The 23,707-nt window shown below is 62.9% G+C and carries 22 protein-coding genes; 15 read left to right on the forward strand and 7 right to left on the reverse strand.

All coding sequences use genetic code 11. From position 1 onward, the window contains the following. On the forward strand, window positions 1–717 hold a 717-nt coding region (locus tag AC1TPF_RS24575; protein ID WP_482145579.1), incomplete at its 5' end, for an HNH endonuclease signature motif containing protein. 74 nt (window positions 718–791) lie between these two features. On the opposite strand, the gene AC1TPF_RS24580 is transcribed toward AC1TPF_RS24575, so the two are convergent. Further along, on the reverse strand, window positions 792–1,490 hold the full coding sequence (locus tag AC1TPF_RS24580) for a TetR/AcrR family transcriptional regulator (RefSeq protein WP_482141503.1): 699 nt from the start codon (window positions 1,488–1,490) through the stop codon (window positions 792–794). Between the two features lie 336 nt (window positions 1,491–1,826). Between AC1TPF_RS24580 and AC1TPF_RS24585 the strand changes: the two genes are divergently transcribed. The 3 genes from AC1TPF_RS24585 to AC1TPF_RS24595 are packed head-to-tail and all read left to right on the forward strand — an operon-like array spanning window position 1,827 to window position 6,646. Next, a complete protein-coding gene (locus AC1TPF_RS24585; RefSeq protein WP_482141504.1) occupies window positions 1,827–3,071 on the forward strand; it encodes an ABC transporter substrate-binding protein in 1,245 nt (414 codons plus the stop codon). 54 nt (window positions 3,072–3,125) lie between these two features. Then, window positions 3,126–5,918: an ABC transporter permease subunit gene (locus AC1TPF_RS24590; RefSeq protein ID WP_482145580.1), complete on the forward strand. Its 2,793-nt coding sequence runs from the start codon at window positions 3,126–3,128 to the stop codon at window positions 5,916–5,918. Further along, window positions 5,915–6,646, forward strand: coding sequence for an ABC transporter ATP-binding protein (locus AC1TPF_RS24595; RefSeq protein ID WP_482141508.1), 732 nt, complete (start codon window positions 5,915–5,917; stop codon window positions 6,644–6,646). The genes AC1TPF_RS24590 and AC1TPF_RS24595 overlap by 4 nt, the downstream gene beginning before the upstream one ends. 34 nt (window positions 6,647–6,680) lie before the next feature. Here AC1TPF_RS24595 and AC1TPF_RS24600 read toward each other — a convergent pair whose 3' ends face one another. The 4 genes from AC1TPF_RS24600 to AC1TPF_RS24615 form a co-directional block, all read right to left on the reverse strand. Next, on the reverse strand, window positions 6,681–9,056 hold the full coding sequence (locus AC1TPF_RS24600; protein ID WP_482145581.1) for an FdhF/YdeP family oxidoreductase: 2,376 nt from the start codon (window positions 9,054–9,056) through the stop codon (window positions 6,681–6,683). A 75-nt stretch (window positions 9,057–9,131) separates the two neighbouring features. After that, window positions 9,132–10,904, reverse strand: a complete 1,773-nt coding sequence (locus AC1TPF_RS24605) for a GMC family oxidoreductase N-terminal domain-containing protein (RefSeq protein WP_482145582.1) — start codon at window positions 10,902–10,904, stop codon at window positions 9,132–9,134. Window positions 10,905–10,926: 22 nt separating this feature from the next. After that, entirely contained in the window at window positions 10,927–11,589 is a 663-nt protein-coding gene (locus AC1TPF_RS24610; protein ID WP_482141514.1) for a hypothetical protein, read from the reverse strand. Between the two features lie 113 nt (window positions 11,590–11,702). Further along, window positions 11,703–12,461 (reverse strand): IclR family transcriptional regulator, encoded by a 759-nt coding sequence (locus AC1TPF_RS24615; protein WP_482141516.1) that lies wholly within the window; start codon window positions 12,459–12,461, stop codon window positions 11,703–11,705. A gap of 47 nt (window positions 12,462–12,508) precedes the next feature. Between AC1TPF_RS24615 and AC1TPF_RS24620 the strand changes: the two genes are divergently transcribed. The 11 genes from AC1TPF_RS24620 (at window position 12,509) to AC1TPF_RS24670 (ending at window position 22,841) form a co-directional block, all read left to right on the forward strand. Further along, window positions 12,509–13,297, forward strand: a complete 789-nt coding sequence (locus tag AC1TPF_RS24620; protein WP_482141518.1) for a 2-keto-4-pentenoate hydratase — start codon at window positions 12,509–12,511, stop codon at window positions 13,295–13,297. A 25-nt stretch (window positions 13,298–13,322) separates the two neighbouring features. Beyond that, window positions 13,323–14,282 (forward strand): acetaldehyde dehydrogenase (acetylating), encoded by a 960-nt coding sequence (locus AC1TPF_RS24625; RefSeq protein WP_482141520.1) that lies wholly within the window; start codon window positions 13,323–13,325, stop codon window positions 14,280–14,282. Next, entirely contained in the window at window positions 14,279–15,322 is a 1,044-nt protein-coding gene (dmpG, locus tag AC1TPF_RS24630; RefSeq protein WP_482141522.1) for a 4-hydroxy-2-oxovalerate aldolase, read from the forward strand. The genes AC1TPF_RS24625 and dmpG overlap by 4 nt, the downstream gene beginning before the upstream one ends. A gap of 724 nt (window positions 15,323–16,046) precedes the next feature. Beyond that, a complete protein-coding gene (ureA, locus tag AC1TPF_RS24635; protein ID WP_482141524.1) occupies window positions 16,047–16,352 on the forward strand; it encodes an urease subunit gamma in 306 nt (101 codons plus the stop codon). A gap of 11 nt (window positions 16,353–16,363) precedes the next feature. Then, window positions 16,364–17,218: a sirohydrochlorin chelatase gene (locus AC1TPF_RS24640; RefSeq protein WP_482145583.1), complete on the forward strand. Its 855-nt coding sequence runs from the start codon at window positions 16,364–16,366 to the stop codon at window positions 17,216–17,218. A gap of 58 nt (window positions 17,219–17,276) precedes the next feature. Further along, complete coding sequence (locus tag AC1TPF_RS24645) at window positions 17,277–17,690, forward strand: urease subunit beta (RefSeq protein WP_482141528.1); 414 nt, start codon at window positions 17,277–17,279, stop codon at window positions 17,688–17,690. Further along, window positions 17,690–19,414 (forward strand): urease subunit alpha, encoded by a 1,725-nt coding sequence (gene ureC, locus AC1TPF_RS24650; protein ID WP_482141530.1) that lies wholly within the window; start codon window positions 17,690–17,692, stop codon window positions 19,412–19,414. The genes AC1TPF_RS24645 and ureC overlap by 1 nt, the downstream gene beginning before the upstream one ends. Window positions 19,415–19,424: 10 nt before the next feature. After that, window positions 19,425–20,120: an urease accessory protein UreF gene (locus AC1TPF_RS24655; protein WP_482141532.1), complete on the forward strand. Its 696-nt coding sequence runs from the start codon at window positions 19,425–19,427 to the stop codon at window positions 20,118–20,120. Between the two features lie 48 nt (window positions 20,121–20,168). After that, window positions 20,169–20,804, forward strand: coding sequence for an urease accessory protein UreG (gene ureG, locus AC1TPF_RS24660; protein WP_482141534.1), 636 nt, complete (start codon window positions 20,169–20,171; stop codon window positions 20,802–20,804). Beyond that, window positions 20,801–21,847 carry an urease accessory protein UreD gene (locus AC1TPF_RS24665; RefSeq protein ID WP_482145584.1) on the forward strand — a complete coding sequence of 349 codons (1,047 nt, stop codon included), beginning with the start codon at window positions 20,801–20,803 and terminating at the stop codon, window positions 21,845–21,847. Before ureG ends, AC1TPF_RS24665 begins: the two co-directional genes overlap by 4 nt. 61 nt (window positions 21,848–21,908) lie before the next feature. After that, window positions 21,909–22,841 carry an urea transporter gene (locus tag AC1TPF_RS24670; protein WP_482141538.1) on the forward strand — a complete coding sequence of 311 codons (933 nt, stop codon included), beginning with the start codon at window positions 21,909–21,911 and terminating at the stop codon, window positions 22,839–22,841. A 3-nt stretch (window positions 22,842–22,844) separates the two neighbouring features. Here the strand turns inward: AC1TPF_RS24670 and crcB are convergent, their stop codons facing one another. Both crcB and AC1TPF_RS24680 read right to left on the reverse strand, forming a co-directional pair. Next, window positions 22,845–23,222: a fluoride efflux transporter CrcB gene (crcB, locus tag AC1TPF_RS24675; RefSeq protein WP_482145585.1), complete on the reverse strand. Its 378-nt coding sequence runs from the start codon at window positions 23,220–23,222 to the stop codon at window positions 22,845–22,847. Beyond that, window positions 23,219–23,665 carry a fluoride efflux transporter FluC gene (locus tag AC1TPF_RS24680; protein WP_482141542.1) on the reverse strand — a complete coding sequence of 149 codons (447 nt, stop codon included), beginning with the start codon at window positions 23,663–23,665 and terminating at the stop codon, window positions 23,219–23,221. Before AC1TPF_RS24680 ends, crcB begins: the two co-directional genes overlap by 4 nt. Window positions 23,666–23,707: the final 42 nt, after the last annotated feature.

Below are 23,707 nucleotides of genomic sequence, written 5' to 3' on the forward strand. Positions count from 1 at the left end.
CCAGTGCAGCCTGCACCCGAGCGGCCCGAACCGGAGACACCAAAGACAAAGCGGCCGAAAATATACATGCGCGGACCACAGAACCCACCAGCCGAGAGCGGCATAGTCACCGCCCCGTTCCCTCAGGTCATTCCACTCCCGGCCACCCAGCCTGGTGACCAGTACCGGCCCTCGGTTGTCCTGGACAGTTACCTCCGGATCCGGGACGTCTACTGCATGTGGCCTGGATGTGAGCACAAGGCATGGGGCGCCGACCTCGACCACACCTGCGAGTACAACCACAACGAGCCTGAGGCCGGTGGTTGCACCCATCCGTCAGAGATGAAGACGCTGTGCCGTTTTCACCATCTGTTGAAGACGTACTCCGATTGGCTCGACGACCAATTCCCCGACCCACGTTCCGGGCGGACCCGGCTGATCTTCACCACACCCGAAGGCCGCAACTACCACGGCCCAGGCTGGACCGGGGATGATCTGTTCCCCACCTTGAGGCACGTCGTCTTCGACAACAAACGCGGCTCACCCGGCCGGCCACCACGAACATCGACGCCGTCGTCACAGCCGCCCGCATCCCGGCAGAACTCACGCGCCGCTGCCAAACAAGCACGCCGCCAACAAGAACGACTCGCCAACCGTCGACAACGTGAACTAGATGAGCAACTCATCCGGAAACACCGCGAGGAACTGGGACGGAACAGCCCGCCGCCGACCTACTAGGTGAACCGCGGGTGTGCGAACAGTGCGGATCAATCAGTGGCAGAACGGTAGTCGTGGATAGTATCGGTTCGCGGTCAGCCCGCGATCATTTTCTGGGCGTGCTCGAGAATCGCTTCGAATGTGAAATCGAAGGTCGTCTCCTCGACGTCGTCGATGCGACGACCCTTTTCTGAAAGCTCTTGGAACAGTGGCGCGGTCAATGCGCTGTTGGTGTCACTGTGCGGGCCGCCGCCCCCGTCGCCGGAGAAGACGCCGTGATGATCGATCATTGCCGCGCCGCACACATGTGCCAACAACGACAGGTACACCTCGAGGGCGTCAGGTGGGGTGAATCCGGCGTCCACCATCTCGGTGATCACCGCGTCGAGTTTGTTCGCGGTCGCGCTGATCGACACCGGACTCAGTTGTCCCGTTCTGGCACGCAAGAGGAACAACTCGACCAGCACCGGATGATTTTGGAATGTCTGATGCATCTTCCGGAAATGTTTACGCAGGGCGTCCTGCCAGTTGTCGGCCCGGACCGAAGGCGTTGCGGCGTGGTATTCCTCGCCCGCCTGTTCGGTCATCGCGTCGAGGAGGTCTTCTTTCTTGCGGAAATACCAGTACATGCTGGCGACACCGACATCGAGGTGCTTGGCGAGCGAGGCCATGCTGAGTTGACTCAGCGACGTCCTGTTGGCGACTTCGAATGCCCCGGCGATGATTTCTTCTGCTGAGATCGATCCTCGCGGCCGGCGGATCCCTGCTGCCTTTCTGGAGTTCGCCGTAGCCATCTTTCTCTCTCATCCGCGCGCTGGTCGTCGATGTTCAGAACCTCGGGCAGAAGGACTGCATCTCGAAGCCCGCCCATCGTTGATCGGCGCGAGTGAGCGCTGACCAAGTCCCGCGACGCCAAAACGGTAGCACCTCCCTGGTCTGACGAAAGGGCGTCAAAGTGCCGCTGCGACAAGAGGCGGTCCGGTTTGGCCGAATCGCGATTTCTGTGTTCTGTAACGCGTTACAGTCTTGCCGAGACCTCGTATGGTCGCCCCTATCATTGGCCGTTCGATTTCTTGCCGACTCGAAGATTGACCTGGTCAGCTGCGTTCTATTCTCTGAAGGGACCCCACTTGAAAACAACACAGTCACGACGACGCAAGGTCCGCAACGCTGCGCTTTGCGGCGCGGCTTCACTACTACTACTCGGGTTGGTTTCGGGCTGTAGCGACTCGTCATCCGGATCGACCAACTCGGCTGCGGCCGACGTTTCACTGCCATCGAATGTGCCGGAGGGTGAGCCGATCAAACTCGGTTTCATCGCGCCGGAAGGCGGGACCGTCAATCTGCCCATGGTTCGTGAGGGTGGTGAGGCCGCAGCGGAGTACCTGAACAACAACGGTGGCGGTATCGGTGGACACAAAGTCGATCTCGTCGTCTGCAAGCAGCAGGAGGAGCCGGCGTCGGCGACGAAATGCGCGAACGAGATGGTCGAGCAGAAGGTTGCCGCAGTGGTCACGCCACTGGGTGCGCAGGGTGCGGTGATGTTGCCGATCATCACCGGCGCGGGTATCCCGTATGTTGCGCAGGCTCCGGTCTCGCAGGTGGAAATGGTCTCGCCCGGTTCGTTCATGCTCTCGGGCGGGATCATCGCGGTGATGACCGGCCAGGCAACAGTTGCCGCTCAGGAAGGCGTGAAGAAGTTCACCGTTTTCGTCGGCGACAGCGGCGACGCGGCAGCGTCGGTGAAGGCGCTCGGTGACCCACTGTTCAAGCGGGCGGGCATCGAACTGAACGTTGTCACCATCCCGACCGGGACGGCCGATCCCACGCCCCAGATCACCGCCGGCCTGCAGAACAAGCCCGACGCCGTCACGATTCTCGGCGACTCATCGCAGTGCATCACGTCTCTCAAAGCCTTGCAGACGGTGGCGCCGACGGTGCAGAAGTACCTGATTGCCACGTGCATCGACCAAAGTGTGACCGAAAGCGTTGGTATGGAGGCGATCACCGGTGCCAAGGCATTCACAACCGTCAACCTGAGCTCCGATGATCCTTCGGTGAAGCTCTACAAGGATGTGATGGCGAAATACGCACCCGATACCGATCCCGCAGGTATTGGCTACACCGGGTACCAGGTCGTCATGTCGATGGGTGAGGTCGGCAAGTCGCTCACCGGTCCGGTCACGCCGGAGCAGTTCACGACGGCGTTGGCCTCGGCAAAGGACGTTCCGTTCCCCGCGGCACCGGGGTTGACCTTTACCTGCGACGGAAAGGCGTTCCCGCCGCTTCGTGCACTGTGCAGCAAGGCAATTCTCGTCAGTGACGTCACCGGTGACGGGGCGTTCATTAACACCGTCCCAGTCAACAACGGCTAGATCTAACGGACCGGGGGTCGCGTCTCGTTTGCGGCCCCCGGTCGAGGACACTTGATGACACAGCACTTCTCGTTTCTTCTTCTGGGCCTGGGTAACGGGGCTGTCTTTGCCGCCCTGGGGCTCGCGCTCGTGATGACCTTCAAGAGTTCCGGCGTGGTCAACTTCGCCACCGGCGCGGTGGCCCTCTACGCGGCGTACACCTACGCCTTCCTACGAAAGGGTGAACTCCTCAACCCGATTCCGGGTCTGCCCGCGAGGATCGATCTCGGCGGTGAGTTGAGCGTGATCCCCGCGATGGCGCTGTCCGTTGTCATCGCGGCAATCTTGGGAGTCATCCTCTACCTCATCGTGTTTCGCCAGATGCGCGCCGCGCCGGCTCTGGCAAAAGCGGTCGCGTCCATCGGCCTGATGCTGGTGATCCAGGCACTGATCGCGTTGCGAGTGGGTACCGATACGCCGACCGTGGGACCCATCTTCGAACTCGACACCATTTCGATCGGCGACACCGTGGTCCCGACCGATCGGCTGTGGTTGGCCGTTGTTGTTGTGTCCTTGGCCGTGTGCGCCGGTCTTGTCCTGCGGTACACCCGTTTTGGGCTCGAGACAGAGGCCGCGGCCGAGTCGGAAAAGGGTGCGCTGGTCACCGGTCTGTCTCCGGACCGGATCGCAGTGAGCAACTGGGCCCTGTCCTCAGCGGTCGCTGCTGTCGGTGGCGTGGTCATCGCACCGATAGTCCCGCTCAATCCGGTTGCCTATTCGATGTTCATCGTTCCCGCCCTCGCCGCCGCACTGGTGGGCAATTTTTCGAGTGTCGCACTGACCGTTGGCGCGGGCCTGGTGATCGGGATGGTGCAATCCGAGGCCACCAATCTTCAGGCGACGATCGACTGGTTCCCTCAGGCGGGCGTCGCCGAAGCCGTTCCGTTGCTGCTGATTATGATTTTCTTGCTCGTCCGTGGGCAGCCGCTTCCGGGACGGGGTGCGGTGACCCGTCAGGATCTCGGACGATCGCCCCGTCCACGCCGACTGCTGCTGGGAACCGCAGCCGGTCTGGGTGCCGGGATGCTCGCCTTGCTCCTGACGTCGGGGAGCATTCGGTTGGCGGTGGTCTGCTCGATGATCTTCGCTGTCATCGCGCTCTCTCAGGTGGTGATCACCGGGTATGCCGGCCAGGTGTCGCTGGCGCAGCTCACCCTTGCCGGTGTCGGCGCCTACAGCCTGACCCGGTTCACCACAGATCTGGACATCCCCTTTCCCATCGCTCCTGTCCTTGCGGCGCTGGTCGCGATGGGTATCGGAGTCGCGGTCGGATTGCCTGCGCTACGGGTCCGCGGTCTGCCGTTGATGGTGGCGACCCTCGCGCTTGCGGTCTTCCTGGAGGCCTTCTGGTTTCGTAACCCGACCTTCAACGGCGGTATGCAGGGCGCAGCGATCGAGCCACCGACTCTGTTCGGCATCGACCTCGGGATCGGGGCCGGTGAAGGTTATCCGAGGCTGGCATTCGGAATTGTTTGTCTGGTCTTCCTCGCACTGGTTGCACTTGGGGTTGCGAGTCTGCGGCGCAGCGGTCTTGGTGCTTCGATGCTCGCTGTCCGTGCGAACGAACGGTCAGCGGCGGCTGCGGGAATCAACGTCGGACTGACGAAGCTCGTTGCGTTTGCGATCGCATCCTTTGTGGCCGGTCTCGGTGGTGCGCTCCTGGGCTATCAGCAAACCCTCGCCACCGCAGGCAGTTTCGGTGTATTCGCCGGCATCGGCCTGTTCGCCGTCTTCTACGTGGCCGGAGTGACCTCGGTGTCCGGCGGTCTCCTTGCCGGAATCCTGGCGCCCGGCGGTCTCATGTTCTACGTCTCCGACCGGTATCTGCATTTCGGTGACTACTACATGCTCTCGAGTGGGATCCTGCTGGTGGTCGTTGTGGTGACCACTCCGGATGGACTTGCCGGCTACCTGCACCGGATCCGGATCCCGGGATTGGCAGGTCGAGCGCTCCGGGCGAGTACAGGCGACTTGTCTGATACTGATGATTTGTCACCGGCCGACAAGGAGAGGGCTCTTGCACCCCAAGTCCGTATCGGCGACGACGTGGTCCTGGCGGTCCAGGGCGTCAGTGTTCACTACGGTCCTGTGCTCGCCGTAGACGACGTCAGCTTTGATCTGCGGTCCGGTGAAATCGTTGGTTTGATCGGACCAAACGGTGCAGGTAAGACCACGCTCATCGACGCGATCAGTGGATTTGCCGATTCTCGCGGTCGAGTCACGTTGAACGGTAACCAGATCGAGGGATTGGCACCTCACCGGCGTAGCCGCCTCGGATTGGGCCGCACCTTCCAGGACCTGGAGCTGTATGACGAACTCTCGGTCGCGGAGAACGTGACGGTCGGCGCGGTTCGGGCCGGCGGTGAAACGTCAGAGACCGTCGACGCGGTGTTGCGGTTGCTCCAGATCGAACATCTGGCGGACGTTGCAGCAGCTGATCTTTCCCAGGGCAGGCGGCAGTTGGTGTCGGTGGCCCGAGTGCTCGCAGGCAGACCGGTCGTTGCCCTGTTGGACGAGCCGGCTGCGGGTCTCGACACCACCGAGAGCAGGTGGCTGGGCGAACGATTGCAAGCGGCTCGCTCGATGGGGTCGACGATGCTCCTTGTCGATCACGACATGGAACTGGTACTCAGCATCTGCGACCGCGTCATCGTGCTCGACCTCGGCGGGGTGATCGCCACCGGAACGCCCGACGAGATCAGGTCTGACGACGCGGTGATTCGCGCCTACCTCGGTTCTCCTGCCAGGCAACTCGACGACTCGGCGGAGACCGAGAGCTCCACCGCAACGGATGAGGTGTCAAGATGAGCGTTCTGTCCTGTCACAATCTGAATGCCGGCTACGTCCGGTCGAGTCCGTGTGTGCGTGGTCTCGATCTCGCGCTCGCTGAAGGGGAGATCGTTGCTCTTCTCGGGCCGAACGGCGCGGGCAAGACAACACTGCTGATGACGTTGGCCGGATTGCTTCCCAGGCTCGGCGGCTCGGTGCTGTTGGCAGGCGACGAACTCGGGTCCGGGAATCCGCGTGCCGCGGTGCGCGGGGGCATGGTCCTGGTGCCCGACGATCGTGCATTGTTCAAGAAACTGTCGGTCGAGAAGAATCTCCGGCTTGCGATTCGGGAGCGTGGACGAACGGCGCGCGCGTCCATAGATCAAGTGCTGCAGTTCTTTCCGGCGCTTGAACCTCGCCTGAACCTCGCGGCAGGTCAGCTCTCCGGCGGCGAGCAACAGATGCTTGCGATCGGCAGGGCGCTTGTGCAGCGACCCAAGGTACTTCTCATCGATGAGCTGAGTATGGGGTTGGCGCCCGTCGTGGTCGAATCGATCCTGGCCGTCCTACGTGACGTCGCGTCAACCGAGCGGACTGCGGTGATGCTGGTGGAACAGCATGTACGGCTTGCCCTCGGGATCGCCGACCGAGCCGTTGTCCTGGTTCACGGTCAGGTGAGTCTCTCCGGCGACGCGACGGAGCTTTCCGGTGACGTCGGCAGGATCGAACGCGCCTATCTGGGCGAGTCCGGTGCCGGCAGCCGATGAGATGACCTTCGTCGGGCGTCTCGGGCATCGTTGATCAGCTCAGGTGATGCGGTTGCGGATGCGTTTTGTGATCCCAGTCGGATCCGGTCGCCTGCTGGCTGCCGGTGTGGGACTCGACGCGGCCTTGGCCCGCCGGTACCAGCGAGACGATGATCGATTTCGAAGTCGGACAGTTGCTCTTGAGTGCGGTGGAGTCCAGCGGCACAAGAGGATTGGTCTCCGGATAGTAGGCCGCCGCGCAGCCTCGCGGGGTGCCGTACTCGACGATCCGGAACTCTGGTGCACACCGGATCTGATCGTCGTCGTCCCAGCGGGTGACGATGTCGACGATGTCCCCGTCGCGATGGCCGAGTGCCGTGATGTCCTCGCGATGCATGAAGATCACTCGTCGGCCACCCTCGATGCCGCGGTAACGGTCACTGAATCCGTAGATCGTGGTGTTGAACTGATCGTGGCTGCGCAGAGTCTGCAGGATCAGGTGATTGGCGGGCACTTGAAGGACGTCGATCGGTGACACCGCGAACTCCCCACGGCCCGAGTCGGTCTCGAACGTACGAGAGTCACGCGGTGGGTGGGGGAGTATGAACCCGCCGGGTTTGCGAACGTTGACCTCGTACCCTTCGCATCCGGGGACGACCCGCGAGATGTGGGCGCGAATGTTGCGGTAGTCATCGCGCATCGCTGCCCAGTCGACGCCGTATCGGTTACCGAGGGTCGCCTCGGCGATGTGGGTGATGATGGCGACCTCGGACTTGAGGTGTGGACTGGCCGGTGCCAGCGGTCCACGGGAGGAATGCACCGAGCAGGTGGAGTCCTCGACCGAGACGTACTGGGATCCGCCGGCCTGTACGTCCTGTTCGGTCCGGCCCAGCGTGGGAAGGATGAGTGCGGTCTGTCCGCAGACGAGGTGAGAACGGTTGATCTTGGTCGAGACCTGCACGGTCATCCGCGCGTTGCGCAACGCCCGGAATGTGACATCACTGTCAGGGGTCGCCTGAGCGAAGTTCCCGCCGAGACCCATGAAGAAGTGCGCTTTGCCGTCCCGCAGAGCCCGGATGGAGTCGACGGTGTCCAGGCCGTGCTTGCGCGGTGGGTCGAAGTCGAATTCTTTCTGGAGAGCGTCGAGAAAATGCTCCGGTACACGTTCCCAGATTCCCATCGTCCGGTCGCCCTGGACGTTGGAGTGTCCTCGAACCGGGAAAAGACCGGCGCCCGGTTTGCCGATGTTGCCCTGTGCGAAAGCAACATTGGTGAGTTCCTTGATGGTGGCCACCGCATTGCGATGCTGCGTCAGGCCCATCGCCCAACAGAAGACGGTGGCCTTCGAATCGCGTAGGAGTTTCGCGGCGTCGGTGATCTGCTCACGCGACAGACCGGTGGTTGCGGTGATCACATCCCAGTCCACGTTCCGGACGTGATCGCGCCAGGCGGCGAAGCCGTTGGTGTGGGCGTCGATGAACTCGTGGTCGAGGGCATCCCATTCGACGAGCAGCGAGCCAAAGGCCTGGAAAAGGGCGAGATCACCATTCAGTGCGATCGGTAGAAACATGTCCGTCAGATCGGTACCGGGTCCGACCATGCCGCGGGGTGTCTGAGGGTTCTTGAAGTTGACCAGGCCGGCCTCACGGAGGGGATTGATGGTCAGAATCGTCGCGCCGTTCTGCTTGGCCTTCTCGAGGGCAGAGAGCATGCGGGGATGGTTGGTGCCGGGATTCTGGCCGGCGATGACGATCAGTTCAGCCTCGTACACATCTTCGAGGGTGACGCTGGCCTTCCCGATACCGATGGACTCCTGCAGTGCGATCGACGTGGACTCGTGACACATGTTCGAGCAGTCGGGCATGTTGTTTGTGCCGAAAGTGCGGGCGAACAGTTGATATACGAAGGCCGCTTCGTTCGAGGCACGTCCCGACGTATAGAAAGTGGCTTCGTCTGGGGTACCGAGGCCGTTCAACTCCTCGGCGATGAGGCGGAACGCGTCGTCCCAGTCGATGGCTTCGTAGTGGGTAGCGCCGGGGCGTTTGACCATCGGATGGGTGATACGTCCCTGTTGTCCGAGCCAGTGTTCCGTGCGACTGTCCAGGTCCTCGATGCTGTGGGCGGCAAAGAACTCGGGCGTCGCGCGGGTTGTGGTGCCTTCTTCTGCGACCGCCTTTGCGCCGTTCTCACAGAACTCGGCAGTGTGCCGGTGGCCCGGTTCAGGATCGGGCCAGGCGCAACTCATGCAGTCGAAGCCCTCGGCCTGATTCAGCTTCAGCAGTGTCTTCGCGGTCCGGACCGGCCCCATGTGCCCCAGTGCCCGTTTCATGGACACCGCGACCGCAGTCGGTCCCGCCGCGTGGGTTTTGGGCTTTTCGATGTCGAGGTTCGCGAGGTCACGTTCGTTCTCGCGATTGTTTTCGTCAGACATGTAACCCCTCTTCGCAGACCGGTCGTTCGCACCGCAGTCCTCGGGTACCCCGTCGGGGTCGCTTTCAAGCGGCATCTACAGGTTTCGGGCGATGACCGCCTCGGTGACGCGGTCGTCGATCGACGACACCGGGGATTCCTTCGTCACCCAATTGTCCCCGCCGAAGTAGGTTTGGAAGATCCTTTCCGCGGTTCGCGTCCCGATTGCCTGGGTCGTCAGCGTGGGGTTCGGGCCTCCGAGAGAATTGGCCAAGGCCGAGTTGTCGGCGATGTAGAGACGTTTGACCCATCTGGCCTGGGCGTCTGAGTCGAGCACCGATGTGTTGGCGTCCTCACCCATGCGCATGCTCGACTGTGAATGCAGGATGAGCGGGGGCCAATCGCAGCGGTGGACTGTGTGGGCGCCTGCGGCCCGCATGAGTTCCACGGCCTTCTCGGCGCAGTACTTCCGGTTTCGTTTGGTACGGGCCGACCGGTTGCGATGCTGAACGGTGACGCGCGGTGCCAGGCCATTCTCGTCCGGAGGGAGGATGCCCGGTACCGAGACGGTATTGCCTGGCTCGACATCGTCGTCCGTGATGACGAGGGCGGCGAGCGTTTTGTTGGCGTCGTCGAGCGTGGTGAGAAGGTCTCGTCCGACAAGACGGCCATAAGTGTCGGCGCCCGCCGAATCGACCACGCTGCCCGCGCGGCCGTAGCCTTCGATACCCGAGTCACTGAAGTTCATCGCATACGCTTGCAACGCCGGCGGCAGGCAGACCTGCTCGATGCCGCCATAGCCCGGAAAATCGACGCGGGCATTGGAACCCGCGCCCTTGGTCTCGCCGGTGTAATCGTCGAAAACCCCGAAGACACAGTCCATGTGATGGTCGGTGATTCCCCGGCCCACCCAGCCGTTCGGGTTGGGGAGCAGGGACTGCAGCCAGAGTCGGGGAGACTCGATGCAACCGGCCGCCAGCACGACAACCTTGGCGGTCTCTTCGTGCATGGATCCGTCCGAGGTCCGGAATTGGACACCGTGCGCGGTGGTTTCGCCGTTCACGTCGCGGGTGAGGATTCTGGTCACGAATGCGTCGGTGACGAGCCGGGCTGCCTTGCCTCCACGAGACCACGCGTCGGCGGTGAGCATCATCGGAATGTATGAATTGTCGGTCGAGCGCCGGGCTTTGAGGTTGCGGGGCGCGCCTTTGGGGAGGTAGCAGCCCTCGTAGCAGTGCCCGCACATCGTGCATCCCTGCGCTTCGGGATAGCGCAGCCGGTTCGGATCGCGAGTGCGACCCGCCGTACCTCCCGGCTGCAGGATCGCGTTCTGTTGTGCTCGGTGTGCCGGTCCGGTGGTGTCGAGTGAGGTCTGGTGCGGTAGTCCCATGGCCGCGGCCCCGCGCAGGAAGATCTCCTCCTTGGTGCCCATCGGAGCGGTCTGGATCGGAAGCGTTGCCTCGCACCACTCGTAGTAGGGGCGAAGGTCTTCGTAGCCGATGGGGAACAGATTCGCGGTGTCGTACATCTGCCGATCCGCCCCGGCGTAGTCGTTGAACACACCGGGTGCCGCACGGGGGCAGTTGCCGAAATAGTGCAGGGTGGTACCTCCGGCGCCGCTGACCTGCCAGACGAATGAACTCTGCGGCAGATCCCGTAACCACGGCCCCTTGGACCGATCGCCGGGACCCTCGCGCAAGAATCCGGTGATCGGATTGTTTGCGTCGTCCTCGAAGTGAGTCCATTCATTCTCTGGATCGCCGTGCCGAGGACCCGCTTCCAGAACGAGCACGTCCAGGCCACGGGCGGCGAGTTCCTTCGCCACCACGGGTCCGCCGCCACCGGCACCGATCACAATGATGTCTGTCATCAAACCCCCTCATGCCGATACGTCAATCGATGGTTGAAACCCCTTGGTAATAGCCGCGGAATTCATCCCAGCCGTCGCTCACACCCTCATATTTGCTCAGCTCCCAGCCGACCGGGCGTCCGGTCAGCCGCTTGGTACCGGCATCAAATGCGGACACCTCGGAATACACGGCGAACGCGGCCAGAGTGGGTATTGCGTTGACCGCGAACTTGATTGGTAGTCCCGGTAACAGTGGGTTGGTGTCGAGCATCTCGAAGACCTGGGCCTTCTCCCGATGCGAGAGGTTCGCGAACGGTGCCGCGAAACGGCCGCGCACCGAACCCGGATTGAGTGTCACCGCGAAGATGTTGATCAGCGCAGCGATGGCGGCAGCACCCGGAAGTGTGATCCCGAATGCCGGTCCGAGGACCGGAATCGGGACTGCCCGGTCGAGCGTCTTCTCCAGCGATTCAGGGATTCCCGGTGACACCCCACCCGGCCGATTGGTCGCCATACCCTGCGCGCGAGAGTATTCGTCATCGCCCGGAACGATGAACGAAAGAATGCCGTTGATCGTATCCCGCACGGGCGGAAGTGAATTGGCGTAGACCCGGGTTCGTGACATGGCGCCCGGGAGTGCCACTGCTGCGGTCAGACTCACGCCGACCACACCGGCCCTGACGAAGAACTGGCGACGACTGAGCACGCTCCGCTCCTGCCGTAGAGGGGTGACACAGCGCCGCGCCTGGACTGTGGGTTGGCACACATTAGCAAGGTTGCGAGCGTTCGGCAGCGAATAGGAGTGCCTTGCGGCACCGGCTAATTTTGTCCCTTCGCTCCGGCGCGGGACAACAGTCGGCTCAACGCCAGCGACGCGGTTTGTACGGCAGGGGCCAGGAGTTCGGGTTTGAACCGGTCCTTCGGCACCGATACGGACAGCGAGGCGACCGGCTCGTCCCGGATCAGTACCGTTGCCGCGACGCAGCAGCTCCCTTCCGCCGCTTCCTCCCGTTCGAGCGCCACACCCCGGGCGCGGATGTGGGCGAGTTCGCGCTCGAGAGTTCTCGGATCGGTGATCGAGTTCGCGGTGTAACGCCGTAGCGGGCGCGAGAGCACCTCCGTCTGGAACTCGGCGGATTCGAATGCGAGAAGCGCTTTGCCCACCGCGGTGCAGGTGAGGGGGAGCCGACCACCGACCTGTGAAGGCAAAGGCGGAGCGGTGTGACCGTGGAGTTTTTCGATGTAGACCACGTCATACTGGTCGCGGACCGCGAGGTGGACGGTTTGTTCGGTGACCGCGAACAGATCCTGCATGAAGGGCATGGCGGCCACCCGGAGGCGATGTTTGACCGAGACCCGCTCGCCCAACTCGAACAGCGTCATGCCGAGTTCGAACTTGTTTCCGCTGCGCTGGATCCAGCCGAGGTCGGTCAATTCGACCAGCAGCCGGTGGGTGGTCGAGCGGGGGATACCGGTTCGGGTGCAGACCTCGGCCAGCGTAAGTGCGGTTCCGCCCGGGAAAGAATCGAGCAGAAGCGCCGACTTTTCGAGCTGCGACATATTTCCGTCCCGTGGCATGGGATGAATCCTAGTCAGTGGTTGGGCTTGGCCATATGTTCGTCCTCATGACAACGCAAGTGAATGTGATCGAGGCTGCTGCCGAGCGTTTGGCTGCCGCGACTCGATCGGGCACACCGTGTGAGCCGGTGCGCGACCTGATCGGAAGCGACGACATCGAAGCCGCCTATCGGGTTCAGACCCTGAACATCGAGGCACTGGTGGCTTCGGGTCGCCGTATTGTCGGCCGCAAGACGGGTCTGACCTCGCCTGCGGTGCAGAAGCAGCTCGGTGTCGACCAGCCCGACTTCGGGGTATTGCTCGACGACATGGACTGCACCGGTGACGCCGAGGTGGATTCCACGCGGTTGCTGCAGCCGAAGGTCGAAGCGGAGATCGCCTTTGTGCTGTCCCGGGATATCACGGCCCCGATCACCGAAGCCGATGCGCCGCAATATGTTTCCGACATTTATGCCTCATTTGAGATCGTCGACAGTCGAATTGCCAACTGGGACATCAGGTTGGCCGACACCGTTGCCGACAATGCATCGTCGGGACTGTACGTTCTCGGCGACCGATGCGACCGCGAGAGTGCTCCTGACCTGGCCGGCGTCCAGATGACCATGACCGAAGACGGCGTGCAGGTCTCGCAGGGCAAGGGCTCGGACTGCCTGGGAAGTCCGTGGAATGCCCTCGCGTGGCTGGCCAACACCGCGATCGAATACGGAACCGTCCTCTATGCGGGAGACGTTGTCCTCTCCGGCGCATTGGGGCCGATGGTGCCTGCGAAGCCCGGTTCCACTTACGTCACCACCATCTCCGGCATCGGCAGCGCCACCGCAGTTTTCAGTGCCTGACCAACCCCTCCGAAAGCAGAACACAATGAGCACAGTCAAGGCCGCGATCATCGGATCGGGCAATATCGGGACCGACCTGGTCATCAAACTCAAGCGAGTGGCGAAGAACGTCGAGATCGCGGTCCTGGTCGGTATCGACCCGGAATCCGACGGACTGGCCCGCGCCAAGCGGATGGGCATCAGCACCGTGCACACCGGCGTGCAGGGTCTCATCGACCACCCGGATTTCGCCGACATCGAGATCATCTTCGACTCGACCTCTGCCAAGGCGCACGTCGCCAACGAAGAAGCGCTGCGCCCGTACGGAAAGCGGCTCATCGACCTCACCCCGGCCGCGATCGGTCCCTACGTGGTGCCCGCGGTCAACCTCGAAGAGCACCTGGATGCACCGGACGTGAACATGGTGACCTGCGGCGGGCAGGCCACGATCCCGATCGTGGCGGCGGTGTCTGCTGTGACCAAGGTTCACTACGCCGAGATCGTGGCGTCGATCGCCTCGAAGTCGGCCGGACCCGGAACTCGGGCAAATATCGACGAGTTCACCGAAACCACCTCTGAGGCGATCAAAATGGTCGGTGGTGCCGCCTACGGCAAGGCGATCATCGTGCTGAACCCGGCCGATCCGCCGCTGATCATGCGGGACACCGTGCTGACCCTGGTCACCGATCCGGATCAGGATGCGATCCGGCAGTCGGTCCTCGACATGGTCGCCAAGGTGTCGGCCTACGTTCCCGGATACCGCCTCAAGCAGGAGGTGCAGTTCACCAAGCTCGATGACGCGGAGTCCGTCGCCACCCTGACCGGCGGTGTCGATGTCGGTCCGGGTCTGTGGAAGGTGTCGGTGTTCCTCGAGGTCGAGGGTGCTGCTCACTACCTGCCTGCCTACGCAGGAAACCTCGACATCATGACCTCGGCGGCACTGCAGGTGGCCGAACGCATCGCCGAAACGAAACTCACCGATTCAACAGTGGAGATGGCCCGATGACAACTGACAACAGAGCTTCCGTGGTCGATGGCGCGGCCCTGTACATCCAGGACGTGACCCTGCGCGACGGCATGCACGCCAGCCGGCACCGCATCTCACCCGAAAATGTGGCCCGGATTGCCGGCGCTCTCGATCGGGCGGGCGTCGACGCGATCGAGGTCGCCCACGGCGACGGGCTCGCCGGACACAGCCTGACCTATGGAGCAGGCAGCAACACCGACTGGGAATGGATCGAAGCCGCGGCATCGGTTGTTCACCGGGCCAAGCTGACGACCTTGCTGCTGCCGGGTGTCGGTACCGTTGTCGAACTCGAACGAGCGTTCAACCTCGGCGTGACCTCGGTTCGCGTCGCGACCCATTGCACCGAGGCCGACGTGTCGGCTCAGCACATCGGCAAGGCGCGTGAACTCGGGATGGATGTGTCCGGGTTCTTGATGATGTCGCATCTCTCCGAGCCTGCGGCGTTGGCTGAGCAGGCAAAGCTGATGGAATCGTATGGCGCGCACTGTGTTTACGTCACTGACTCCGGTGGCCGGTTGACGATGGATGGTGTTCGGCAGCGTGTCCGTGCGTATCGGGATGTGCTCGATGAGAACACTCAGATCGGCATTCACGCGCACCAGAATCTCTCGCTGTCCGTGGCCAATTCGGTTGTGGCAGTGGAAGAAGGTGTGACCCGCGTGGACGCATCGCTCGCCGGACACGGCGCGGGTGCCGGTAACTGCCCGATCGAGCCCTTCATCGCGGTCGCGGACATCGAGGGCTGGAAGCACGGTTGTGACCTGTTCGGATTGCAGGATGCTGCCGACGACATCGTCCGTCCGCTGCAGGATCGGCCTGTGCAGGTCGACCGGGAGACCCTCACGCTCGGCTACGCGGGCGTGTATTCGAGCTTCCTGCGGCATGCCGAGGCTGCGGCCAAGCAATATGGACTCGACACCCGTACGGTGCTGCTCGAAGTCGGGGCTCGCGGACTCGTCGGTGGCCAGGAAGACCTGATCACCGACATCGCGCTGGATCTGGTGGCCGGTAAGAAGTAGGACAGCGGGCTTTCGAGTTCATCTCGGAACCAACCAGGCGTCTTATGTGTGCACGAGTGCACACATAAGGCGCCTGGTTTTTTGTCCGTGACCTGTGCCGAGGAGGACGATTCTGGGCAGGCGCGGACGTGATCAGTGCGATGATCGACAGGCCGAGCGTGAACGGCAGCGGGTCCGTAAGCACAGTTGCCGCCGGATGAGATCGAGCCGAGGATCATCCGAGTCAGGCGTGTTGCCCGGACGTTGGTCAATGACTGCACACCGGAAACTTCAGTCACATAAGGACAGTGCCCTTCCCGTGGTGAAGGAGGCATAACCCATTCTCATAGCAGATCTAACGACTCCGGAACCGGAATTCGGACATTGGTAAACATCATTCATGGAATTCGATTGAAACGATTCCGGTGACGTTGTCATCGACGATGCGCCGAGGTGGCTGCGTGACCAGACTTTGCGTAAATACCCATTAGCCGAGTTGGCAGAGTTGAAGTGTCCGGTTCCAATGGGTATTCGAATAGTGTTGCACCACAGGCGAATTGCGGTTATTCGGGCATGTCGGATGGTGATATGGAATTCGCCCACAGTCGAGATCATCTCTACTGCACGGCAATTCTTGGAAACTCTTGAGGGTTCGTTGTACTTCGAATAGTGTCCGAAGTACTGCACTCCGAGGCCGGCGTTTTTTCAGGGCGCCGGCCGTAACAGCAGGAAGGTCGTCGAGGCCATGAATCTAACTCCACGCGAGATGGACAAGCTCGTCATCTACCAGGTTGCAGAACTTGCCCGAAAACGACGCGACCGCGGCACCAAGCTGAATCTCAGCGAAGCCCAGGCCATGGTCTCGGAGGCGATATTGGAAGCGGCTCGCGACGGCAAGTCGGTTGCCGAGTGCATGGAATTGGGCAAACACGTGGTGGCGGAGTCCGACTGCATGCCGGGGGTGCGAGCGCGCCTTTCCTTGCTTCAGGTCGAAGCCACGTTCGTGGACGGCAGCAAGCTCGTCTCCTGTCACGATCCCGTGGGCGCTTAGCCATGCCGGCCGTGCGACAGGACGCAGTGGCCACCGTCCTTGTCGGCGGCCACGAGAGCGCGCACGGCGCTGACCTGGTTCCACTGCTCGATATGTTGCCCGATGCGGTGATCACCCCGTCGGGACGTCCGCTACACGACGCGGTGACCGGACTCCTTGCCGACGGCAGCGGCCCCGTGTTGGTTCTTCCGATGACCTGGGGCCGGGATCCGGTCATGGTGGCAGAGACCGCGAAGACGCTCCGGTGGAGCGCCGCCGAGGGCGCTGTGGGTCGTGTCGCGCTGTGTACGGAGTTCGGCACAGCCGACCATCTGATCGCATGGCTCCGTAGAGCCGCCGCAGATACAGCCCGGCGGCGCCCGGGCGCGGGCATGATCATCGCCGCGCCGTCATCGAACCCTTTCGATGACGCCGAGCTGCACCGCATCGCCCACCTGGTTCGCACCCACGGCGCCGGAACGCAGGTCGAGGTGGCGTGCGTCGGGGAGCACGGCGAGCTGACCCGCGCCATCGAGCGGTCGCGGCTGCTGGGTGCCGATGACGTGGTTGTTGTACCGGCGGGCTTTGCCCGCACCGCGCCTGCCGGGTTGCCCACCGACCATGCGAGCTTCTTCGGGCCTTTGCTCTCCGAACGGGCGCTCCTTGATGTCGTCCGTCGACGGGTGGCCGCGGCGCAGCACGAGCTCGGTCACGGACGAGACGGGATCGCCGCCGGCCTGCTCGCCGATCACGGCCACGGGTACGCCCACTCGCACGGCTTCGAGGACGACGGTCCCGGGCATCACGCACATCCCCATTCCCACAGACACGAGACGCCGGACAACGGCAACCCGTTTCACGTCGAGGTCTTGACCTCGCCTCACTGAGTCATCATCCGGCGACGCAGATCGCGGCGCCCCGAAAAAATAGTGGAGGGATCAACCCATGTTGGGCAGCCCCAAATATCACCACCAGGACGAAGACATCGAGATCAACGCCGGCCATCAGAGCGTCACCATCTCGGTCAGCAACACCGGCGACCGGGCGGTGCAGATCGGTTCGCACTTCCACTTCTTCGAGGTGAACCGCGCGCTGCTCTTCGAGCGGGAAAAGGCGTACGGGATGCATCTCGACATCCCGGCCGGTACCGGAGTGCGTATCGAGCCAGGCGACACACGAGATGTGACATTGACGTCGTACTCCGGGTCGCGCCGGGCGGTGGGCTTCAACGGACTCGTGAACGGCGGCCTGGATTCGCAGCAGACGAAGATCGACGCGCTCGCGCGGATGACCGAGGGCGGGTTCAAAGACGGGAAACCGAAAACGGGCACCGGATCCGACAAGAAGAGGAAAAGCTGATGGCCACAATCTCACGCAAGCAGTACACCGATCTCTTCGGCCCGACGACGGGAGACAAAGTCCATCTGGCCGACTCGAACCTGGTCATCGAGATCGAAAAGGATTACAGCGAAGGGTATTACGGCGACGAGGTCGTGTACGGCGGCGGTAAGACCGCACGCGACGGGATGGCCGCCGACCCCGCGGCGACCGGTCCGCAGGGTGTGCTCGATCTGGTCATCACGAATGCGATCATCATCGACCCGATCCTCGGCGTCGTGAAGGGTGATATCGGTGTGAAGGACGGAAAGATCGCCGGGATCGGGAAATCGGGTAACCCACACCTGCAGAGCGGCGTGGATCCGCGTCTTGTTGTCGGACCCGGGACCGAGTTACTCGCGGGTGAGCACTGCATCGCGACCGCCGGGGCGATCGACACGCACGTGCACTACATCTCGCCGCAGCAGGCGGAGGCTGCCCTCTCGAACGGCATCACCACGCTGTTCGGGGGTGGCACGGGGCCCACTGACGGGACCAATGGCGTCACCACGACACCAGGCGCCTGGTACCTCCACCGCATGCTCGAGGCAGCAGAAGGTGTCGGTGTGAACATGGGAATCCACGGCAAGGGCAACGGCTCCCTTCCCGAGGCCCTCGTGGAGCAGATCAAAGCAGGCGCCTCGTCGCTGAAGGTTCACGAGGATTTCGGGGCCACTCCTGCGGTGATCCGTAATGCCCTCACCGTCGCCGACAAGTACGACGTCCAGGTGTCTATACACACCGACAGCCTCAACGAAGCAGGCTTCGTCGAAGACACCATCTCGGCGATCGACGGACGCACCATCCACACGTACCACACCGAGGGTGCCGGTGGAGGCCACGCCCCGGACATCCTGAAGGCTGCTGGTCTCCCCAATGTTCTTCCTTCGTCTACCAACCCGACCCTGCCATATACGGTCAACTCGGTCGACGAGCTGCTCGACATGGTCATGGTGTGCCACCACCTCTCGCACGACATCCCGGAAGACGTTGCGTTCGCCGACTCGCGGGTGCGCGCCGAAACGATCTCTGCCGAGACCGTGCTGCACGACGAAGGTGTCCTCTCGATGTTCTCGTCCGACTCCCAGGCAATGGGACGTATCGGCGAATCGGTGACCCGCGCGTTTCAGACCGCCCACCACAGCAAGGACAAGCGCGGACCTCTGCCCGAGGACTCCGAAGGTCACGACAACTTCAGGGTCCTGCGTTACCTGGCAAAGGTGACCATCAACCCGGCTATCACGCAAGGGGTTTCGGACTACATCGGATCACTCGAGGCAGGCAAGATCGCGGACATCGTTTTGTGGAACGTCGACGCCTTCGCGGTGAAGCCGCGGATGGTCATCAAGGGCGGCTTCATCAACTGGGCAGTCATGGGTGACCCGAACGCTTCGCTGCCCACCCCGCAGCCCGTGCTCTACCGCCCGATGTGGGGTGGGTACGGCAAGGCACGGCAGAGCACCCGGGTCAGCTTCATGTCGCAGGCGGCCATCGACCTCGGTGTGCCCGAGAAGCTCGGGCTCGAGAGTCAGGTGCTGCCCGTGAAGAGGTGCCGTGGAATAGGAAAGGCGCATATGGTCCGCAACGACAAGGCACCGTTGATCGACGTCGATCCCGAGACATACAAGGTGACGTTCGACGGAAAGCCCGCACACATCGACCCGGCGCAGTCGCTGCCGATGGCCCAGCTCTTCTTCCTTGCTTGAGGAACCTGACATGACCTCGACCGATGTGGGCAATCTTCTTGTGAGCCTGCAACTCTCCGACTCCGCATTCCCCAGCGGATTCTTCACCATGTCGCAGGGGTTGGAGGGGTTCGCCCAGGCTCGCGCGGTCGACAAGGACGGCGTCGAGGATCTTCTGCGGGGATTGCTGCTCCATTCGGTCGGTCCGGGAGATGCCACAGCGCTGGCCCGGGCGCACGAGGCCACCCGGGAAAGTGATTGGGAACGTGTGTATCTCGTGGATGAGATGCTGTTCGCCGCCAAGCTGAATGCGGAGATGCGTAGGGCAGCGGTGCGTAGCGGCCACCAGATGACGGACGTTGCCCTCGCGGCAATCGGAGGTGTGGAGCTCGAGCAATGGAAACGGGCCATCGCGTCCAAGCGGACCCCCGGGTGCCAGCCGGTCGCGACCGCTGTGGCCTACGTCGCGGCGGGTGTGGGCGCCGAACAGGCCGTCGCCTCGGATATGTTCGCGTTCTCGGTGAGCTTTCTCGGTGCGGCGCTGCGGCTTCGGCTCACTGATCACCTGCAGATGCAGGTGATGCTGCGTGCAATCGGCCCGGTGATAGCCCAGGCCACAGCCGAGGCGATGGACCGCGACCTCGAGGACATGGGGGGATGTGTCCCGATGGCGGACGCCATGTCCGCCCAACACGAGCGCGCGGACGCGAGGCTCTTCGCGAGCTGACGGCTCCGACTCCATCCACAGACCAACAAGAACAGATGAGGTGATCGAATGAGCGGCAGCGTATTGAGAATCGGGATCGGCGGACCAGTGGGTTCGGGCAAGACGGCACTCGCCGAAGCCCTTGTGCCGCGGCTCATTGCCGCGGGCAGGCAACCGGCGGTCATCACCAACGACATCTACACCCAGGAGGACGCGCAGCACGTACGCCGCGAACTCGCGGGTGTGCTGGACCCCGATCGCGTCGTCGGTGTCGAGACCGGTGCTTGTCCACACACCGCCGTACGTGACGATCCCACCATGAACCTCGCGGCCGGGGCCGAGATGCTCGAGCGGTTCCCCGATGTGGACACCCTCGTGTACGAGTCGGGTGGAGACAATCTGACGCTCACGTACTCGCCCTTACTCGCGGATGTCTTCGTGTTCGTGCTCGATACATCTGAAGGCGAGAAGATGCCTCGCAAACGCGGCCCGGGCATCACCGAGTCGGACATCCTGGTGATCAACAAGATCGACATCGCCCAATATGTACGGACGAACATAGATGTCATGGAGTCCGACGCGTTGCGGGTGCGCGACGGCAAGCCCGTGGTATTGACCAACTCCCTGACGGGGGAAGGCATCGATGAGTTGCAGGATCACATCCTCGCGCTCTGGAATGCCCGCCCCGCTGCGATGTCCCGGTGAGTGCAGCGACAGTCCAGGCGGCGGACACCGGTCCGCCCCCTGGCACCGGCCGGGCGGGCGGAATGTCCGTCGTCCCACCCGTGGACGTGCAATCGAAACGGTATGGAGGGCACCGACTCGACCCCGCGTTCTACCAGCCGGACCGCGTTCCGCGTGAGATCGCCTGTCTCGCAGGTGTACCCGATACGTTGCCGACCGGGAGCCCGGGAAAGGTCGGCGTACTGGAGTTGGAGTTCGGCCGGAACGAACGCGGGACGGAACTTGTCGGGCACTACCAGAAATCGCCGCTGCAGATCATGCGTCCGCTGTACTACGACCTCGCGCGTCCCGACATGCCATATACCTACCTCATGTCCACCGGGGCCGGGGTCATGCAGGGTGACCGGCTCCGGACCGATCTCGTGTTCGGGGCTGGCACGTCCGCGTACCTGACGACCGCGGCGTACACGAAAGTCCTACGGATGGAACACGATTACGCAGTCGCGCAGATGAACCTGCGCGTCGATGCGGACGCGTATGTCGAGCTTCTTCCCGACCCTGTCATCGCGTTCGCGGGTGCCCGCCTGTATCAGCGCACGCGGGTGACACTGGCGCCGTCGGCCACCCTCATCGCCGGCGAGACCCTCATCGGCGGGCGTTTGGCGCGCGACGAGCGTCATCGGTACACCGCACTCGCATCCGACTTCGAGGTCCGTCGCCCGGACGGGGCCATGGTCGCGCTCGATCGGGTGCGACTGACTCCGGTCGATGAGGACACGGGCGGCCTGGCGGTTCTCGCAGACCACGACGTGCTCTCCATGCTCTACGTGTTCACCCCGCGCGCAACCGTCACCGAGATAAGCGACCTCCTGCACAGCGTCCTGTCATCGTCGACCGAGGCGGGCGTCGTCTTCGGTGTCAGCGCGCTCCCCGGCGACACCGGTGTGTGGGTGCGGATGCTGGGCGACGACACTCGGGCCATCCTGCGCGCCACGACGACTGCCTGGAGCGCCCTACGTCTGTTACTCACGGGAAGAGAAGCGCCGGCGATCCGAAAATCCTGACAGTGCGATGAAGGCCGGGGGCGTCCCGTCACACGACCCGACCCTGAACCAGGGAGATGACATGTCGACGAGCAGTAAAGAAGCGGCGCCACCGAACAAATGGGTTGAGTTGTCGGCGACGTTGCCCCGCGGTGTGTCTGAGATCTTCTTCCAGAGCAACAGTTGGACCGGCCTGCTGATCCTTCTCGCGTTCCTGGTCGCCGATTGGCAGATGGCAGTCCTCGTGGTCATCGGCACGGTGTGCAACACCGTCACCGGTGCCCTGATGAAAGTGGGTGCCGACAACGTCCGGATGGGGATGCAGGGTTTCAACGGCGCACTCATCGGCGCTGCGGTCTATACCGCGCTCGGCGATCAGGGCTGGTCCTATCTGGTGACTGTGATCGCCGGCATCGTCTGTGCACCCGTCACCTGGATCGTGGTGTGGATCTTTGCTTCGAAACCGTTGGCTCGCTTCAACTTGCCCTCGACAACTGCGCCATTCTGCATTACTGCGGGCGTCATGTTCGTCGTGACCAAGAGTATTCACGAGAAGTCCGCACCCCACCACGTCGCCGACGGGACGGGCGAGTCGATAATGCGCTCGCTGCTCACGAACGTCTCCGAGGTGGTTCTGGTCAACAGCATCTGGAGCGGGGCGCTCATCCTATTGGGCCTCTTCGTCGCGTCCTGGAAAGTCGGCCTCGCCGCGGTGATGGGCAGCGTGATCGGAACCTTGTGCGCGATGGCGTACGGTGATAGTTCCGGGACAATCGCTGAGGGCCTCGCCGGCTATTCCGGCGTTCTGACAGCGATCGCCCTGTCGGTCACATTCCTCCAGAACACCGTGATCTCGTGGGTGTATGCCGCAATCGGAACAGTGCTGACGGCGGTGGCGACCCTCCTCATGACCGATTACTATGGCGGTCCGCACTACACCTGGCCTTACATCCTGACCACCTGGGTACTGCTGGTGATCGCAGCGTTTGTACCCACCTACCTCCGACGCACATGATATCTAAATCGAAGCGCCCCAGCGATATCCGGCGAACGCGAGCGCGACACACACCACCAGCACGCCGAGGCCGTACGCGAGGGTGAGCCCATACCGCTTGTCGCGGACAAGTTGCACCGTCTCGTAGCTTGCGGTGCTGAAGGTCGTGTAACCGCCGAGGAATCCCGTGCCGATCACCGCGCCCACGTCCGTCGAGGCAATCCTGCTCACGATCAGGCCGGTGAGAAAGCCAAGGACGAGGGAACCGATCATGTTGATGATTCCGGTGGGCCACGGGAACGTCGAGTTGATCTTGGAGTGGAGGAATCCGTCGAAGACGTACCGCGTCACGGCGCCAACGCCGCCGGCGAAAGCGAGTAGCAGGAACAACCAGAATGTCATGATCGCTGCTGACCGTTTGTGCCGTGCGCTTCGTGAATCTTCGCTGCCGAGGCGATGCCCGCGATGGTCGCGGCTGCGCCGACGAGGACGGTGCCGAGTGCATACAGCAATGCCATGCCCCAGCGGGTGTGGTCGATCAGCACTGCCGTATCTGTCGCAAGCGAACTATAGGTGGTGAAGCCGCCGCAGAACCCGGTGCCGAGCAGCAGTTTGAGCTGCGAGGTTCTGGTCGGTCCCGGTGCAGTACGTGTGAGTGCCTCGTACAGATAGCCGAGCAGGAACGCGCCCACCACATTCACCACCGTGATCACCACGGGGACACCGTCAAGATCAGGAACGCCGAGGGAGAGTCCCTCGCGAGCGCCCGCGCCGACGGCGCCGCCCACGAGGACAAGGCCGATGTTGGGTGCCTGCAAGTACGCGGGCCGTGTCGGCGCCGTCATCGAGCCTTCTCCTCGTGCGCGCCCGCCGGCAATACTTCGATC

This window comes from Williamsia sp. Y853 (genome assembly GCF_056786495.1).